General features: G+C 73.3%; 15 protein-coding genes. 8 read left to right on the top strand and 7 right to left on the bottom strand.

The features are described from left to right. Window positions 1-12: 12 nt before the first annotated feature. Window positions 13-1077 carry an NADH:flavin oxidoreductase/NADH oxidase gene (locus HN031_RS07905; RefSeq protein ID WP_216652295.1) on the bottom strand — a complete coding sequence of 355 codons (1065 nt, stop codon included), beginning with the start codon at window positions 1075-1077 and terminating at the stop codon, window positions 13-15. A 91-nt stretch (window positions 1078-1168) separates the two neighbouring features. Then, window positions 1169-1573: a DUF4446 family protein gene (locus tag HN031_RS07900; protein WP_367650691.1), complete on the bottom strand. Its 405-nt coding sequence runs from the start codon at window positions 1571-1573 to the stop codon at window positions 1169-1171. Between the two features lie 117 nt (window positions 1574-1690). Here HN031_RS07900 and HN031_RS07895 point away from each other — a divergent pair, with 117 nt between their 5' ends. From HN031_RS07895 to HN031_RS07875, 5 genes are all read left to right on the top strand, one after another. Beyond that, complete coding sequence (locus HN031_RS07895; RefSeq protein WP_172271442.1) at window positions 1691-2530, top strand: prephenate dehydratase; 840 nt, start codon at window positions 1691-1693, stop codon at window positions 2528-2530. 119 nt (window positions 2531-2649) lie between these two features. Continuing rightward, window positions 2650-3255, top strand: coding sequence for a TMEM165/GDT1 family protein (locus tag HN031_RS07890; RefSeq protein WP_172268583.1), 606 nt, complete (start codon window positions 2650-2652; stop codon window positions 3253-3255). Continuing rightward, on the top strand, window positions 3237-4388 hold the full coding sequence (locus tag HN031_RS21040; protein ID WP_216652081.1) for a GNAT family N-acetyltransferase: 1152 nt from the start codon (window positions 3237-3239) through the stop codon (window positions 4386-4388). Before HN031_RS07890 ends, HN031_RS21040 begins: the two co-directional genes overlap by 19 nt. Window positions 4389-4554: 166 nt before the next feature. Beyond that, window positions 4555-5481, top strand: a complete 927-nt coding sequence (locus HN031_RS07880; protein WP_172268580.1) for a hypothetical protein — start codon at window positions 4555-4557, stop codon at window positions 5479-5481. 154 nt (window positions 5482-5635) lie between these two features. Next, window positions 5636-6862 (top strand): arginine deiminase, encoded by a 1227-nt coding sequence (locus tag HN031_RS07875; protein WP_172268577.1) that lies wholly within the window; start codon window positions 5636-5638, stop codon window positions 6860-6862. A 222-nt stretch (window positions 6863-7084) separates the two neighbouring features. On the opposite strand, the gene HN031_RS07870 is transcribed toward HN031_RS07875, so the two are convergent. From HN031_RS07870 to HN031_RS07855, 4 genes are all read right to left on the bottom strand, one after another. After that, the gene (locus HN031_RS07870) at window positions 7085-8017 is read right to left on the bottom strand and encodes a DUF5926 family protein (protein ID WP_172268574.1); all 933 of its coding nucleotides are present in this window, start codon (window positions 8015-8017) and stop codon (window positions 7085-7087) included. 10 nt (window positions 8018-8027) lie between these two features. Then, complete coding sequence (locus HN031_RS07865; protein ID WP_172268571.1) at window positions 8028-8849, bottom strand: glycerophosphodiester phosphodiesterase family protein; 822 nt, start codon at window positions 8847-8849, stop codon at window positions 8028-8030. 333 nt (window positions 8850-9182) lie between these two features. Then, the gene (locus HN031_RS07860) at window positions 9183-9536 is read right to left on the bottom strand and encodes a UBP-type zinc finger domain-containing protein (RefSeq protein ID WP_172268568.1); all 354 of its coding nucleotides are present in this window, start codon (window positions 9534-9536) and stop codon (window positions 9183-9185) included. A 17-nt stretch (window positions 9537-9553) separates the two neighbouring features. Further along, complete coding sequence (locus HN031_RS07855; protein WP_172268566.1) at window positions 9554-10033, bottom strand: DUF2087 domain-containing protein; 480 nt, start codon at window positions 10031-10033, stop codon at window positions 9554-9556. 249 nt (window positions 10034-10282) lie between these two features. On the opposite strand from HN031_RS07855, the gene HN031_RS07850 reads away from it, so the two are divergent. Both HN031_RS07850 and HN031_RS07845 read left to right on the top strand, forming a co-directional pair. Then, complete coding sequence (locus tag HN031_RS07850; protein WP_172268564.1) at window positions 10283-10906, top strand: LysE family translocator; 624 nt, start codon at window positions 10283-10285, stop codon at window positions 10904-10906. Further along, window positions 10903-11664, top strand: a complete 762-nt coding sequence (locus HN031_RS07845; protein ID WP_172268562.1) for an endo alpha-1,4 polygalactosaminidase — start codon at window positions 10903-10905, stop codon at window positions 11662-11664. The genes HN031_RS07850 and HN031_RS07845 overlap by 4 nt, the downstream gene beginning before the upstream one ends. 20 nt (window positions 11665-11684) lie before the next feature. Here the strand turns inward: HN031_RS07845 and HN031_RS07840 are convergent, their stop codons facing one another. Continuing rightward, a complete protein-coding gene (locus HN031_RS07840; RefSeq protein WP_172268560.1) occupies window positions 11685-12719 on the bottom strand; it encodes a TerC family protein in 1035 nt (344 codons plus the stop codon). A 178-nt stretch (window positions 12720-12897) separates the two neighbouring features. On the opposite strand from HN031_RS07840, the gene HN031_RS07835 reads away from it, so the two are divergent. Next, window positions 12898-14310, top strand: a complete 1413-nt coding sequence (locus tag HN031_RS07835) for an NAD(P)/FAD-dependent oxidoreductase (protein ID WP_172268558.1) — start codon at window positions 12898-12900, stop codon at window positions 14308-14310. Window positions 14311-14436: the final 126 nt, after the last annotated feature.

The raw sequence follows: 14436 nt of genomic DNA, 5'->3' as shown, positions 1-14436 counted from the left end.
GTGGCCCGGGGGTCAGGGGGCGGCGCGGCGGTACTGCACCGGCCACAGGTCGGTGCCGGTCTCGCCCAGCTCGTACGCCGCCCGCAGCGGCCAGTACGGGTCGCGCAGCAGCTCGCGACCCAGCAGCACGACGTCCGCGGACCCGTCGGCCAGGATCTCCTCGGCCTGCTTCGGCTCGGTGATGAGGCCGACGGCACCGGTCGGGACACCGGCCTCGGTGCGGAGGCGCCGGGCGAAGGGCACCTGGTAGCCCGGCTCGACGGGGATGTCGGCGCGGGGCACGTTGCCGCCCGTGGAGGTGTCGACGAGGTCGACGCCCGCCTCGCGCACGAGCTCGGCGAGCCGCACGGTCTCGTCGGCGGTCCAGCCGCCCTCGACCCAGTCGGTCGCGGACACCCGCAGCAGCAGGGGCATCCCGGCAGGCACGCGGCCCCGCACCTCGCGCACGACCTCCAGCACCAGGCGTACGCGGCCCTCGAAGGATCCGCCGTAGCCGTCCTCGCGGTGGTTGGACAGCGGGGAGAGGAACTCGTGGAGGAGGTAACCGTGGGCGCCGTGCAGCTCGATGACGTCGAAGCCGGCCGCGACAGCGCGCTCGGCCGCGTCACCGAAAGCGGTCACGACGCGGGCGATCCCGGCTGCGTCCAGCGGCTCCGGGTCGGGGCGCAGCCCCTCGAAGGGCTCGGCCGAGGGGCCGACGGGCCGCCAGCCGCCGTCGGCGTCGGGCACGCCACCGCGCTCGCCGGTGAAGCCGCTGTAGGTCGACGCCTTGCGGCCGGCGTGGGCCAGCTGGACACCCGCCGCCGCGCCCTGGGCGTGCACGAAGTCCACGATCCGCGACCACGCGGCCCGCTGCTCGTCGTTCCACAGCCCGGTGTCCTCGGGCGAGATCCGCCCCTCCGGCACGACCGCGGTCGCCTCGGTGAGCACGAGCCCGGCGCCGCCGCGCGCGAAGGAGCCGAGGTGCACCAGGTGCCACTCGTCGGGGACCCCGTCGGCCGCGGAGTACTGGCACATCGGCGCGACCCAGACGCGGTTGCGGAGGGTCAGGTCGCGGAGGGTGACGGGGCTGAACAGACGGCTCACGGTGGGTGCTCCTGGGTGCTGCTGGTCGGGGACGTTCCGTGGTCCGCAACCGGGGCGCGTGGCGCTTTGTTCCTTCCGCCCGTCAGGGACGGGCGTGCTCGATCGCCTCCTCCTCCTCCGGGGAGAGCTGCTGCTCGCAGGTCCAGCCGGCCACCGACTTGGCGTAGGTCCGGGCCTCGCTGCGACCGTGGATGGAGGTCAGCACGACGCCGTTGCCGGCGTCGTCGAGCACGGCGAGGCTCCAGCTGAGGTGACCGCCGACGTCGCCGAAGGCGTCGTAGCGCACGACCGAGAGGTGGCGCAGCGCGTCGGCGTTCTCCGCCTTGAGGGCCGCGACCTCCTGCCGCAGGCCGTGCACGTCCTCGGGCAGCGCCTCGACGCCGTCGCCGGTGGAGCGCGAGGGCGTACGACGGAGGGCGAGCCCGGCGAGGACGCAGGCCAGGGCGGCGAGGACGACGGCGAGCACTGCGAGGATCTCGGCGAGCACACCCGCACCCTATGTTCGGGTGCCGGGCACGGCCGGTCGGACACGGCCGGGCGTGCCAGACTCGCCGGCGTGACTCGCCACGTGACGGAGGCCGACGCGCCGGGGCCTGACGTGCCGGTGGCGACCCGACGGATCGCCTACCAGGGCGAGCCGGGCGCCAACTCCCACCTCGTCTGCCGGCAGGCCTACCCCGACTGGGAGCCGGTGCCGTGCGCGTCGTTCGAGGACGCCTTCGCGGCCGTCGAGGGCGGCGACGCCAACCTCGCGATGATCCCCATCGACAACTCGATCGCCGGCCGGGTCGCCGACATCCACCACTTCCTGCCGACGTCGTCGCTGAAGATCGTGGGGGAGCGCTTCCTGCGCATCCAGTTCTCCCTCATGGCGCTGCCGGAGGCGCGCATCTCCACGCTGCGCACCGTGCACAGCCACGTCCACGCGCTCGGCCAGTGCCGCGGCGTGATCCGTGAGCTCGGCCTCACCCCGGTCGTGGCGGGCGACACCGCCGGCGCCGCGCGCGAGGTGGCCGAGTCCGGCGACCCGACCCAGGCCGCGATCGCCCCGCCGCTGGCCGCGGACATCTACGGCCTGCAGGTGCTGCGCGAGGAGATCGAGGACGAGGACCACAACACCACCCGCTTCGTGGTGCTGTCGCGTGACTTCGAGAAGGCGCCGCACGGCGAGGGCCCGGTCGTGACGACGTTCATCTTCAACGTCCGCAACCTCCCCGCCGCGCTCTACAAGGCGCTCGGCGGGTTCGCGACCAACGGTGTCAACATGACCAAGCTCGAGAGCTACATGGTCGGCGGGCACTTCACCGCCACCCAGTTCCTCGCCGAGGTCGACGGCCACCCCGACGACCCACCCGTGCGCAACGCCCTCGAGGAGCTGGCCTTCTTCACCACCGAGGTGAAGGTGCTCGGGGTCTACCCCGCGGACGCGTTCCGGGGGGCGTGAGCCCGGGCTCGGCAGGTGCTTCGCACCCGAGTTCCGTACTTCGTGGTGGAGATCTCCACCTGGAACCCCGGCGGTCCCCGGATATCCGGTGACCGCCCAGCCAGTGCGACACTCCCCGCATGATCGACCTGCTCGTCGTCGCCCTCGCTTTCGGCGCCATCTTCGTCGTCGAGCTCCCCGACAAGACCTTCATCGCCACCCTGGTGATGTCGACGAAGATGCGCCCGCTCCTCGTCTGGATCGGCGTCGGGCTGGCGTTCCTCGTCCAGACCGGCGTCGCGGTCGGCGTCGGCAAGGCCGCGTCCTTCCTGCCCGAGCAGCTCATCCACACGGTCGCCGCGCTGATGTTCGTGGTCGGCGCGATCATCCTGTTCCGCGCGGCCCGCTCCGCCGACACCGAGGAGTCCGAGCAGGAGGACGAGTACGCCGCCCGCGCCGATGCCGGCGCCCACGGCCTGCGGGTCGTGGTCACGTCGTTCCTCGTGCTGTTCGCCGCCGAGTGGGGCGACCTGTCGCAGCTGCTCACGATCTCCCTCGTCGCGAAGTACGACGACCCGGTCTCGGTCTTCATCGGCGCCTGGGGCGCGCTGCTGGCGGTCTCGGGACTGGCGGTCATCGTCGGGCGGCTGCTGCTGCAGCGCGTACGCCTCTCGGTCCTCCACTACGTGGGTGCGACGGTCTGCGTCCTGATGGCAGTGTTGACCGTGTGGGAGATGACACGCTGAGCGGCCGGGTCCTGGCCGAGCTCCGGGACCGCTACGTCGCCGTCAACGGCGCGCACCCGATGACCGCCGAGGACGACGCGTACGTCCGCGAGCACTTCGTGCCGGCGACCCCCGAGGCGATGGCCGAGATGCTCGCGGGCCGCCTCCCGCTGCCGTCGTACGTCCTCTCCGACGGCACGCCGATGGTGCCCGAGGCGCACGGCCGGCTCGCCGACGTGGCCGCCGGGCTCGACGGGCTGCACGACTGGTTCGTGAGGTTCTGGGAGGACGACCCCGCCACGGGGGAGCAGGAGTGGGCGAGCTACCTGTCGGGACAGTACGTCTGCCTGCGCGAGGTCACCCCGGTGCGGATGAAGCAGAAGACCGAGCGCGTCGCCGAGGCCGCGGCCGCGGTCGAAGTGCTGCGGCGCGACCCGCACGACCCGGTGGCCCGCGGGATGATCGGCGAGGCCGTCGACGGGGTCCTCGCCGTGCCCGGCCTCGACTCGCTGCTGCTGCCGATGACGGCGTACGACCGGCTCCGCTTCGGCGGCCCGACGTCGCGCGACACCTGGGTCGACGGGCCGCGCGCGGAGTTCCTCACGCCCGTCCCGCCGGTGTGGCCGCTCGTGACCGAGCGCCTGGTGCTGCGCCCGTTCGAGCCCGGCGACGCCGACGGCTTCGTGGAGGCGTGGGCCTCGGAAGAGTGGACGAGCATGTTGCTGAGCCGTCCGATGAACCGCGCCGAGGTCGAGGAGATGGTCCGTCGTCGGACCGAGCCCGGCGACGGGCGGTTCGTCGGCCTGGCCGTGGTGACGCACGAGGGCACGGTCGTCGGGGACTCGATGCTGCACCTGCAGGGCACCGGCCTCAGCGAGGGCGAGATCGGCTGGACGGTCGTCCCCGGGCAGGGCGGGCGGGGCTACGCCACGGAGGCGGCCGAGGCGGTGCTGCGCCTCGGGTTCGAGCACTACGGCCTGCGCCGCATCGTGGCCAACCTCGACGCCCGCAACGACCGCTCCGCCGCTCTCTGCGAGCGCCTCGGGATGCGCCGCGAGGTGCACCGGGTCGGCGACTTCTGGTCCAAGGGCAGGTGGACGAGCTCGTACGAGTACGCGGTGCTGCGCGAGGAGTGGGCGGCAGCCCGGGGCTGACCGGGGCGCAGGGCTGGTCGGGGCCGGGCTGGCCGGGGACACGTGTCCGAGTTGTTGCCCTCCGCCGCCCGTTCCGAGGGCGACATCTCGGACACGTGTACGCCGCGCGGCGCGACCCTGTGGACGACGCCCGACGCCCGAGCGCCGGATCCTCGACGCTGGCGGCATGGCCTTCGACCCGCAGCAGCCGTTCCTCCGGGCCGTCGGGCTGGAGAACGGGCTCACCGAGAAGGTGATGCGCGGGCCCGGCTACCGGCGGCTGTTCCGCAACGTCCTGGTCTCGGCGTCGACACCGCCCACCGCCGTGCAGCGCGTGCAGGGCGCGCTCGCGCTCCAGCACGAGGACGCCTGGGCGAGCCACGCCTCGGCCGCCCGCCTCAAGGGCGCGCCGATCCCGACGATCGCCGACGAGCACGTGAGCGTCGCGCACCAGAAGATGCGGCGACACCACCGCGGGCTGCGCTGCCACGTCGGGGACCCGTCCGGCGTGGTCGTCGAGCGCGGCCTGCGGGTCTCGGGCGACGTACCGATGTTCATCGAGCTCGGCGGCCAGCTCGGGCTGGTGGACCTGGTGGTGGTCGGCGACTGGTTGGTCCGCCGGCGCGGGATCGACCCGGGGAAGCTGGTCGCGGCCTGCGAGCGCAGCCGGCACAAGGACGCGCGCAAGGCGCTGGCCGCCGCTCGGTTCGTGCGCGCCGACGTCGACTCGCCGATGGAGACCCGCCTGCGGATGCTGCTGGTGCTCGCGGGCCTGCCGGAGCCCGTGGTCAACGCCGTCGTGCGCGACGAGACCGGCGAGGTGATCCGGCGCTACGACCTGTCCTACCTCGTCGTACGGGTGGCGGTGGAGTACAACGGCAGGCTCCACGCCGAGCTGGTCGCCCAGTACGACGACGACCTCGAGCGCCGGGCCGACATGGACGAGGACGGCTGGCGGTTGGTCGTCGTGACTGGTGCCGGCATCTTCCAGGACCCGCTGCGGACGCTGCGCCGGGTGCACCGCGCGCTGCTCGCCCGGCGCATGCCCGGCGTCCCGCTGCGGCTGAGGGACGACTGGCGGCCGCACTTCCCGGGGTTCTCGGACGCTGCGTGAGGCGTCGTACGCACACGTGTCCGGGATGCTGCCCCGACATCGGCCCGCCGAGGGCAGCTTCTCGGACACGTGTCCGGCGCGCCGCCCCGCCACCCCACCTCCCGGGGCAGGTTCGCGGACACGTGTCCCGCGGACCAGCGCTAGAGTCCGGCCTATGGTCTCCACCCCCCACGGCGCGGACAGCGAGGTCGGCCGCCTGGCCACCGTGATGCTGCACCGCCCCGGCAACGAGCTCAAGCGCCTGACCCCGCGCAACAACGACCGGCTGCTGTTCGACGGCATCCCGTGGGTCAGCCGAGCGCAGGAGGAGCACGACGCGTTCGCCGAGACGCTGCGCAACCGCGGCGTCGAGGTCCTCTACCTGACCGAGCTGCTCACCGAGACCCTCGAGAGCGAGCTGGCCCGCAACCACGCCATCACCAGCGCGCTGTCCGGGCTGCACCTCGGCGACACGATGCGCCGCTACCTCGCCCAGGCCCTGCGTGACCTCAGCCCCGCCGAGCTGACCGACGTGCTCACCTCGGGCATCCGCAACGACGAGGTCAGGGGCGGCCACGGCCTGGTCACCAGCCTGCTCGACCCGCACGACTTCCTCGTCGACCCGCTGCCCAACCTGCTCTTCACCCGCGACTCCAGCGTGTGGGTCCGCGACCGCGTCGCCGTGACCAGCCTCGCCATGCCCGCGCGCAAGCGCGAGACGCAGCTGACCGAGCTGATCTACACCGAGCACCCGCGCTTCGCCGGCACCCGCAAGATCCACGGCTGGCACAACGAGCACGTCGAGGGCGGCGACGTCCTCCTGCTCGCCCCCGGCGTCATCGCGGTCGGCGTCGGCGAGCGTACGACGCCCGCGGGCGTGGAGCGGCTGGCCCGCCAGGTCTTCCACGCCGACCTCGCGCACACCGTGCTGGCCGTCCCGATCGCCCAGGAGCGGGCGACCATGCACCTCGACACCGTCTGCACGATGGTCGACGTCGACAAGGTCGTGATGTACCCCAACGTCGCGGACACGCTCCGCGCGGTGACCGTGACGATGGCCGACCCCGGATCGGGCGAGTCCGACCTGACGCTGAGCGTGAGCGACTCCGAGCCCTTCCTCGTCGCGGCCGCCAAGGCGATGCAGATCGACACGCTGCACCAGATCGACACCGGACTCGACCCGGTGACCGCCGAGCGCGAGCAGTGGGACGACGGCAACAACACCCTCGCCCTCGCCCCGCGCGTCGCCGTGGCCTACGAGCGCAACGACGAGACCAACGACCGGCTCGAGGACGCCGGCATCGAGGTCGTCCGGATCGCCGGCTCCGAGCTCGGCTCCGGTCGCGGCGGGCCGCGCTGCATGAGCTGCCCTGTCGCCCGCGAGCCGCTCACCGAGGACTGACCCCCGCCGGTCGGGCGCCGCACCGGGCGCCCGTCCGGTCGGCGCTGCGGTCGACGCCGCCGTTCGAGCCGAGCCGGCAGCGTCCGGACATGTGAGAACCCGGTCGTTGTTGACGGGGGAAACAACAACGACCGGGCACTGACCAAACTACTCCGCTCGCGAGCGCATCCACAATGGTTGGCCCGGTTGTGTTCGACACGTGGTGGAGTCGTGGGCCGATCCTTACCGGATGGTCACCTGGCGGTTGGCGAGTCCGGCCCGGGCGGAGCGCTCGGCAGCGGTGAGCTCGTCGCCCTGCATGGCCTCCTCGAGGTCGGCGGCGAACTTCTTCGCGGGCTCCTCCAAGACCTCGGCGCCCGTGCCGACCGGGAGGTCCCACACCGGGGCGAGCAGGCCGTGGGCGCGGAACATGCCGACGAAGCGCGACCCCTCGGCCACCGAGTCCTGCCCGGCGGCGTGGAGGCGGGCGAGCGCGTCGAGGAGCCGGTCCTCGGGGTGCGGCATGACCCAGCGCAGGTGCTCCTTGGTGCCGACGTTGGTCCAGTACGCCGCCTCGACCGACGTGAGCCGGCTGGTGGGCATCACCCCGCCGTTGGCCTGCTCGAGGGCGGCCTCCATGGTGGCGTCGCGCTCGGGGATGTCGTCGATCCAGTAGTCGAAGCCGTCGTGGACGGTGATGTCGAGGGTCTCGTCGCTGATCAGGTCCTGCAGGGTGGGTCCCTCACCGGGGGCGCTCATCAGGCCGACGATCCCGGCCTCCTCGGTGGCCAGCGCGGCCTCCAGCACAGCGCCGAGGTCGCGCGCCGGGTTGCCGTAGGAGTGCTGCACCTGCAGGCCCAGCCAGATGTCGCCGGAGTCGCGGACCATCGCGGGCGCCGCGCCGGGCAGGAGCGTGGCCAGGCGGACGGTGCGGTCGCTGTCCTTGAGCGTGAGCGGGGCGGTGGCCGCGGGCACGAGCTCGCGCAGCGCGATCACGTCGCACTCGCCCGGCATGCCCTCGAAGGGCCGGGCCACGAAGGTCGGCGCGGCGCCACCGGCAGCGCCGTGGCAGGCCTTGTAGCGCTTGCCCGACCCGCAGGGGCAGGGCTGACGGGGGCCGACCTCGCCGGGAGCGGTGGCGGCGGACGGGGTGCGGTTGCGGGACTTCTTGGCCATACCCGGCAACCTATCCGCCGAGCAGCTCCAGCATGTAGGCCGGCCGGTCGCTGATGACGGCGGTGACGCCGAGGTCGAGGCAGACCTGCAGCTCGTCGGCGGTGTTGACCGTCCACACGTGGATCTCCCGGCCCTCCTTGACCAGGTGCCTGCCGAGGCCCGGGTGGTCGCGCAGCGCCTGGATGCCTGGACCGATCACCCAGTCGGCGCCGGCGACCGGCCGAAGCACCGGCCAGTGGTGGGCCTTGTCGACGAGCAGCACGACCTCGAGGTCGGGGGCGAGCCGGCGCACGCGCGTGACGGCGTTGAGCGAGAAGCTCATCACCCGGGCCGGCGACCCGGGTCCGTCCCACCCGAAGTCGCTGAGCGTCTCCACCAGCCGCCGCTCGACCAGGCCGCCGAAGCGCGTCGGGTGCTTGGTCTCGATCGCCAGGTCGACGTGCCGGTCGTAGTCGGCGACGGTCTCCAGCAGCTTGCGCAGCGTAAGCACCTTGCCGTCGTCGGGGTCGCGGTCGGGAGCCTCGTCGTCGAGGCCGGACCACGGGCTCTTCCACGACGAGAAGTCCAGCTCGTCGAGCTCGGCCAGGTTCATCGTGGACACCAGTCCGGCGGTGGACGCCGTACGCCGGAGGTCGCGGTCGTGCACGCAGACGAGGTGCCCGTCGGCGGTGAGCCGGACGTCGCACTCGAGGCCCTCGGCCCCCTCGTCGAGGGCCCGGACGTAGGCCGCGAGCGTGTGCTCGGCGGCGTCGTGGCTGCTGCCGCGGTGGGCGACCACCTGCGGCACGGTGCGGTCCTCACGGGCGCGGCGGCCGCGCGGCGTACGACGCATGCGCGGAAGCATCGCACGGCGCAGGCGACGCGCGCCCCACCCACGCGAGCACCCGCCCGGGCGGGGCACTGGTCCAGACCGATCCCGGGACCGGCCGCCCGCTATCCCATGGGTTTCCCGTAGATCGCGTCATCCCACTGTCGTTTCCGTCGGCGACCTGGTTAGCCTCCACGGAAGCAGCGGTACTCGCTCTCGGCGCGTGGGGATGCGCCGGGGTGCCGCTCGAAGTGGAGAACCATGGACACAGGCGTGCCTGCGGGCACCGACGTCGTCAGCACCGCGGCCCACGGGGGGACACGGTGCTGAGCTGCCAACGGCTGCTGGGGGGCAGCGTCAGTGGATGTGCTCCCGCCAGTCCTCCGGCACCCGGCCGGCCGGACCGGGGGCCGGCTGGTCGTCGGGGTGGCTCTGCGGGTCGGCCAGGCGGGGACCGGTCACACCGATCGAGCGCGTGAAGTCCCAGAACCAGTCCTCACCGGGCTCGTAGCTCTGCATCACCGGGTGACCGGTTGCCTCGTGGTGCGCGGTCGCGTGCTGTGCCGGGCTGCTGTCGCAGCACCCGACGTGGCCGCACTGCGCGCAGCGGCGCAGGTGCACCCACCAGCCGCCGTCCGCGTCGCACTCCACGCACCCCGGGCCGGACGGTGCCACTGCGGGATCGATGCCTTCTGGGCTGCCACTGGTCATGGGCCCAGCCTGCCGCGTCAGCGCCCGGCAAGGAAGCCCGGCAGCCAGTGCGCCTCCCAGGCCGGGATCTCCTGCTGCTCGACGACCGACCGCACCGGCGCCGCGTCGACCGTGCGGTAGCGACCCGACTCCCGCTGCAGGTAGTGGTAGTTCACCAGCTCGCGGCGCAGGTAGGCGAAGTCCTCGTGCACCGCGAGCAGCACCTCGTTGACCTCGGGCTCGGAGTAGTCCCGCCCCGGCTCGAACCGAGCCAGCACCTCGAGCAGCACGGCCACGCGGACCTTACGCCTGGCCGGCACGCGCTCGATGCGCCCGGCGGTGAACAGCCGCCCGACCAGGCGCTCCTGCTCGGCGCGCGCCGCCTCGTACGCCGGGTCGTACGCCGGGTCGCGGGGCGGCGGCGTCGCCTCGAGCGCCGCGCGGGCGGCGGCGTAGCCCTCACCGGTCTCGGCCATCCGGGCCCGCACGACCTGCTTGAAGTCACTGTCCTTGGTCATCGTCATCACCTTCGACTGCGCTGCGCCCCCAGTGCGCCGCTGCAGCAGGCGTGAACGACGTGGTCAGGACCTCCACCGCCCGAGGATCCGCTCCCCTTCGCCACCTCGCGCGGACTGGGGCCACGCGGTCGGCTGGGCGTTGGACGGCGCCCTGCGCCGGAGTCTCCCAGACCCCGGCGCGCCCGGCAACGCCTTTGCCTGCCGCGAAACGGTGCGACACGTGCTGCGGCGAGGCGCCACACTGGTCCCATGCCGTCGTCCAGCCAGTGGATCGCGTTCCTCGTCGCCTCGATCCTGTTCATCCAGGTCCCGGGCCCGAGCCTGCTGTTCACCATCGGCCGCGCCCTGACGGTCGGTCGCCGCGAGGCGCTCCTGTCGGTGGTCGGCAACGCGCTCGGGCTCGTGGCCCAGGTGGTGCTCGTGGCCGTCGGCCTCGGCGCCGTGGTCGCCGCCAGCGCGACGGCCTACACCGCCGTCAAGGTGGCCGGCGCGGCGTACGTCATCTGGCTCGGCGTGCAGGCGATCCGGCACCGCGGCGACGCCCGGCGGGCGATGGACGCGGGCACCCCGGTGCGCCGCGGCCACCCGGTGCGCATCGGGTTCACCGTCGGTGCGACCAACCCCAAGACCGTCGTCTTCTTCGTCGCCTTCCTCCCGCAGTTCACCGACCCGGCCGGTCCGGTCGCCCTCCAGACGATGCTGCTCGGGCTGGTCTTCGGCGTGCTCGCGGTCGCGTCCGACAGCGCCTGGGCGGTCGCGGCCGGCACCGCGCGCACCTGGTTCGCCCGCCGCCCGACCCGGCTCGACGCCCTGAGCGCGACCGGCGGGACGATGATGATCGGCCTCGGCGCCACGATGCTGGCCAGCGAGTGAGCCCGGTGCGCCTGCTCGCCCCGCTCCTGCTCGTGCTGTCGCTCGCGGCGCCGGCGTCGGCCGACCCGCCGCCCGTGCCGGCCGGGACGGACCTCGACTACCAGCTCGGCGGTCCGGCGGACGTGCCGGACCGGGTCGGGATCGTGGTGCGCGACCGCACCGAGGACCCCGTGCCCGGGCGCTACAACGTCTGCTACGTCAACGGCTTCCAGACCCAGCCGGACGCCCGCCGCTCCTGGCTCCAGCGGCGCCATCTCCTGCTCGCCGACCGCGACGGGCTGGTCGTCGACGAGGCCTGGGGCGAGTGGCTCCTCGACATCCGCACGCCGGCCAGGCGGGAGCGCCTCGCGGTGATCGTCGGCCGGTGGATCGCCGGCTGCGCGCGGGACGGCTTCGACGCCGTGGAGCTCGACAACCTCGACTCGTTCTCGCGCAGCCGGGGCCTCATCGAGACCCGGCACGCCAGGGCCTTCTCGCGACTGCTCGTCGACCGCGCGCACCGGGTCGGCCTCGCCGCCGGGCAGAAGAACTGGGCGACCTGGGACGGCACCGCCGCCGGGTTCGACTTCGCGGTCGCCGAGGAGTGCGGCCGCTACGACGAGTGCGGCGCCTACGTCGACTCGTACGGCGACCAGGTGCTCGTCGTCGAGTACCGCGCACGCGACTTCGCCCGCACCTGCGCGGCCCACGCCGACCTGCTGCCCGTGGTGCTGCGCGACCGGGACGTCACGCCGGACGGCGTACGCCGCTGGTGCTGACGCACGCCGCCGGCGCAGGGTCAGCGGACGCCGACCTCGTCCTCCACGCCGTCCGCGTCGTCGACCCCGCCCGTGCTGCCTGCGCCGCTCGTGCCTCCCGCCGAGCGCTGCCGCCGGTTGGCGAGCAGGCTGGTGGTGACGGTCGTGGCGAGGATCCCGACGATGACGAACAGCGAGGTCAGCGTGGGCACGTCGGGGACCGACGGCCACACCAGGTGCGCCCAGTGCAGCACCAGCTTGAAGCCGATGAAGCCCAGGATCGCCGCCAGGCCGTAGCTGAGGTGGACCAGCGCGCTCAGCGCACCCTCGAGCACGAAGTAGAGCGCGCGCAGGCCCAGGAGGGCGAAGGCGTTGGTGACGAACACGAGGTAGGGGTCGCCGGTGATGCCGTAGACGGCCGGCACCGAGTCGACGGCGAAGACGATGTCGGTGCCGAGCACGGCGACCGTCACCAGCGCGAAGGGCGTCAGGGCCCGCACGCCGTCACGCACCACGGTGAGCCTCGCGCCGTCGTAATCGTCGCTCACCGGCATGACCCGGCGCATCAGCCTGACCAGGCGCATCTCGCCGACGTCGACCTGGTGCTCCTCGCCCCGGACCGCGTCGCGGAGCATCTTGACGCCGGTGACGAGCAGGACGGCGCCGAAGACCAGGAACACCCAGTCGAAGCGGGACAGGGCGGCAGCGCCCAGCGCGATGAAGATCGCCCGCAGCACGAGCGCGCCGATGATGCCGTAGAGCAGCACCCGCTGCTTGAGCACCTCGGGCACGGCGAAGGCCGCCAGCAGCAACATGAAGACGAAGAGGTTGTCGACGCTCAACGTCTTCTCGACGAGGTAGCCGGTGTAGTACTCCAGCCCGCGGTCGCCGCCGTGGACGTTCCACACGTAGAGGCCGAACGTCAGCGGCAGCGCGACGTAGAACGCCGACCAGGCGAGGGCCTCCTTCATCGACACCTCGTGCGGCCGGCGGGTGGCGATGAAGTCGACGACGAGCAGGGCGAGCACCACGCCGATGGTGACGAGCCACAGGGTGGGGGACGCGATGGACGACATGGGTCTCCTCAGGATGGATGTCCTGAGGTCTCCCCCGCCGCCCGGAGGACGGCCGTTCGCCGGGGCGCCTGCGGAGGCGCCGTAGTGACCGACGAGCGTTGGTGGGGTACTCCCCTCGGGTCCGATCCTAGGCGAACCGCCAAGGGTCGCGCCAACCCGCCTGCGTAGGCTCCCCTGCATGGACGAGCTCGAGCACGACGTGGTGGTCATCGGCGGTGGGCCGGCCGGCGAGAACGCGGCGCAGTACGCCGTCGAGGGCACCGACATGACGGCAGCGATCATCGAGCGCGAGCTCCTCGGCGGCGAGTGCAGCTATTGGGCCTGCATGCCGAGCAAGGCGCTGCTGCGACCCGTCGCCGTCGCCGACATCACCGCCGACCTGCAGGGCGTCACGACCGCGCAGGTCGTCCCCTCCGAGCTCCTCGCACGGCGCGACTACTGGGTCTCGAGCTACGACGACTCCGGTCAGGTCGGCTGGGCCGAGGGTGCGGGCCTCGCGGTCGTGCGCGGCGACGGCCGACTGGCCGGCGAGCGCACCGTCGTGGTCACCTCGGCCGAGGGCGAGCGCCTGGTGCGGGCCCGCCACGCGGTGGTGATCGCCACCGGCAGCGCCGCCCACGTGCCGGACATGTACGCCGACGCCCTGCCCTGGGACTCCCGCGACGCCACCGGCGTGGTCGAGGTCCCCGACCGGCTGGTCGTCGTCGGTGGCGGCGTCGTCGCCTGCGAGGCCGCGATCTGGATGGCCGCCCTCGGCTCCGAGGTGACCCTCGTCGTGCGCGACCACCGCCTGCTCGGCCGCACCGAGCCCTTCGCCGGCGAGGCCGTGCTGAAGGGCCTGCGCGAGCGTGGCGTGACCGTGCGGCTCGGCACGTCCGTGGACGGCGTACGCCGCACCGACCCGGCCGCGACCGGCACCGGCCGCATCCACGGCGGCGCGGTCACCCTCACCACCTCGCACGGCGAGCTGCAGGCCGACGAGCTGCTGCTCGCCATCGGCCGCGCGCCGCGGCTCGACGACCTCGGGCTGGACACGGTCGGGCTGTCGGCGGACGACGTCACCTCTGGGCGGCTGCCCGAGTGGCTGCACGCCGTCGGCGACGCCAGCGGCGGGCCGCCGCTCACCCACTGGGGCAAGCACCAGGCCCGCGTCGTGGGCGCGCGCATCGCCGCCGCCGCCTCCGGCGAGGTCGCCTGGGAGCCCGACCGCGAGGCACCCGTCCCGCAGGTCGTGTTCAGCGACCCCGAGGTGGGCAGCGTCGGGATGACCGAGGCCGGGGCCCGCGACGCCGGCCACGACGTCGTCGTCACGCGGGTGCCCACCTCCGCCGCCGCCGGCACCGGGCTCCTGCGCGACCACGTCGCCGGCGAGTCGCAGCTCGTGGTCGACGCGACCACCCGCCTGCTGCTCGGCGCGACCTTCGTGGGCCCGGAGGCCGGCGAGCTGGTGCACGCCGCGACGGTGGCGATCACCGGCGACGTACCCGTCCACGTGCTCCGCCACGCCGTCGCGTCCTACCCAACCGCCTCCGAGCTCTGGCTGAGGCTGCTGGAGGACCTGCCGCGGGACTTCCGCCAGCCGCCCGCATAGACCGTGATCCCCGGCCCGCAGCGGTGAGTGAGACAGGTTCTCGAGCGTCAGAACCTGCGTCACTCACCGCTCGAAGCACCCATCGGGCCCCCAGCGGTGAGTGAGACAGGTTCTCGAGCGTCAGAA

The sequence above is a fragment of the Nocardioides sp. zg-1308 genome, from assembly GCF_013155375.1.
Lineage (GTDB): Bacteria > Actinomycetota > Actinomycetes > Propionibacteriales > Nocardioidaceae > Nocardioides > Nocardioides renjunii.
Note: the sequence above shows the minus strand (reverse complement) of the source record. Positions and strands in the feature narration are given on the sequence as shown.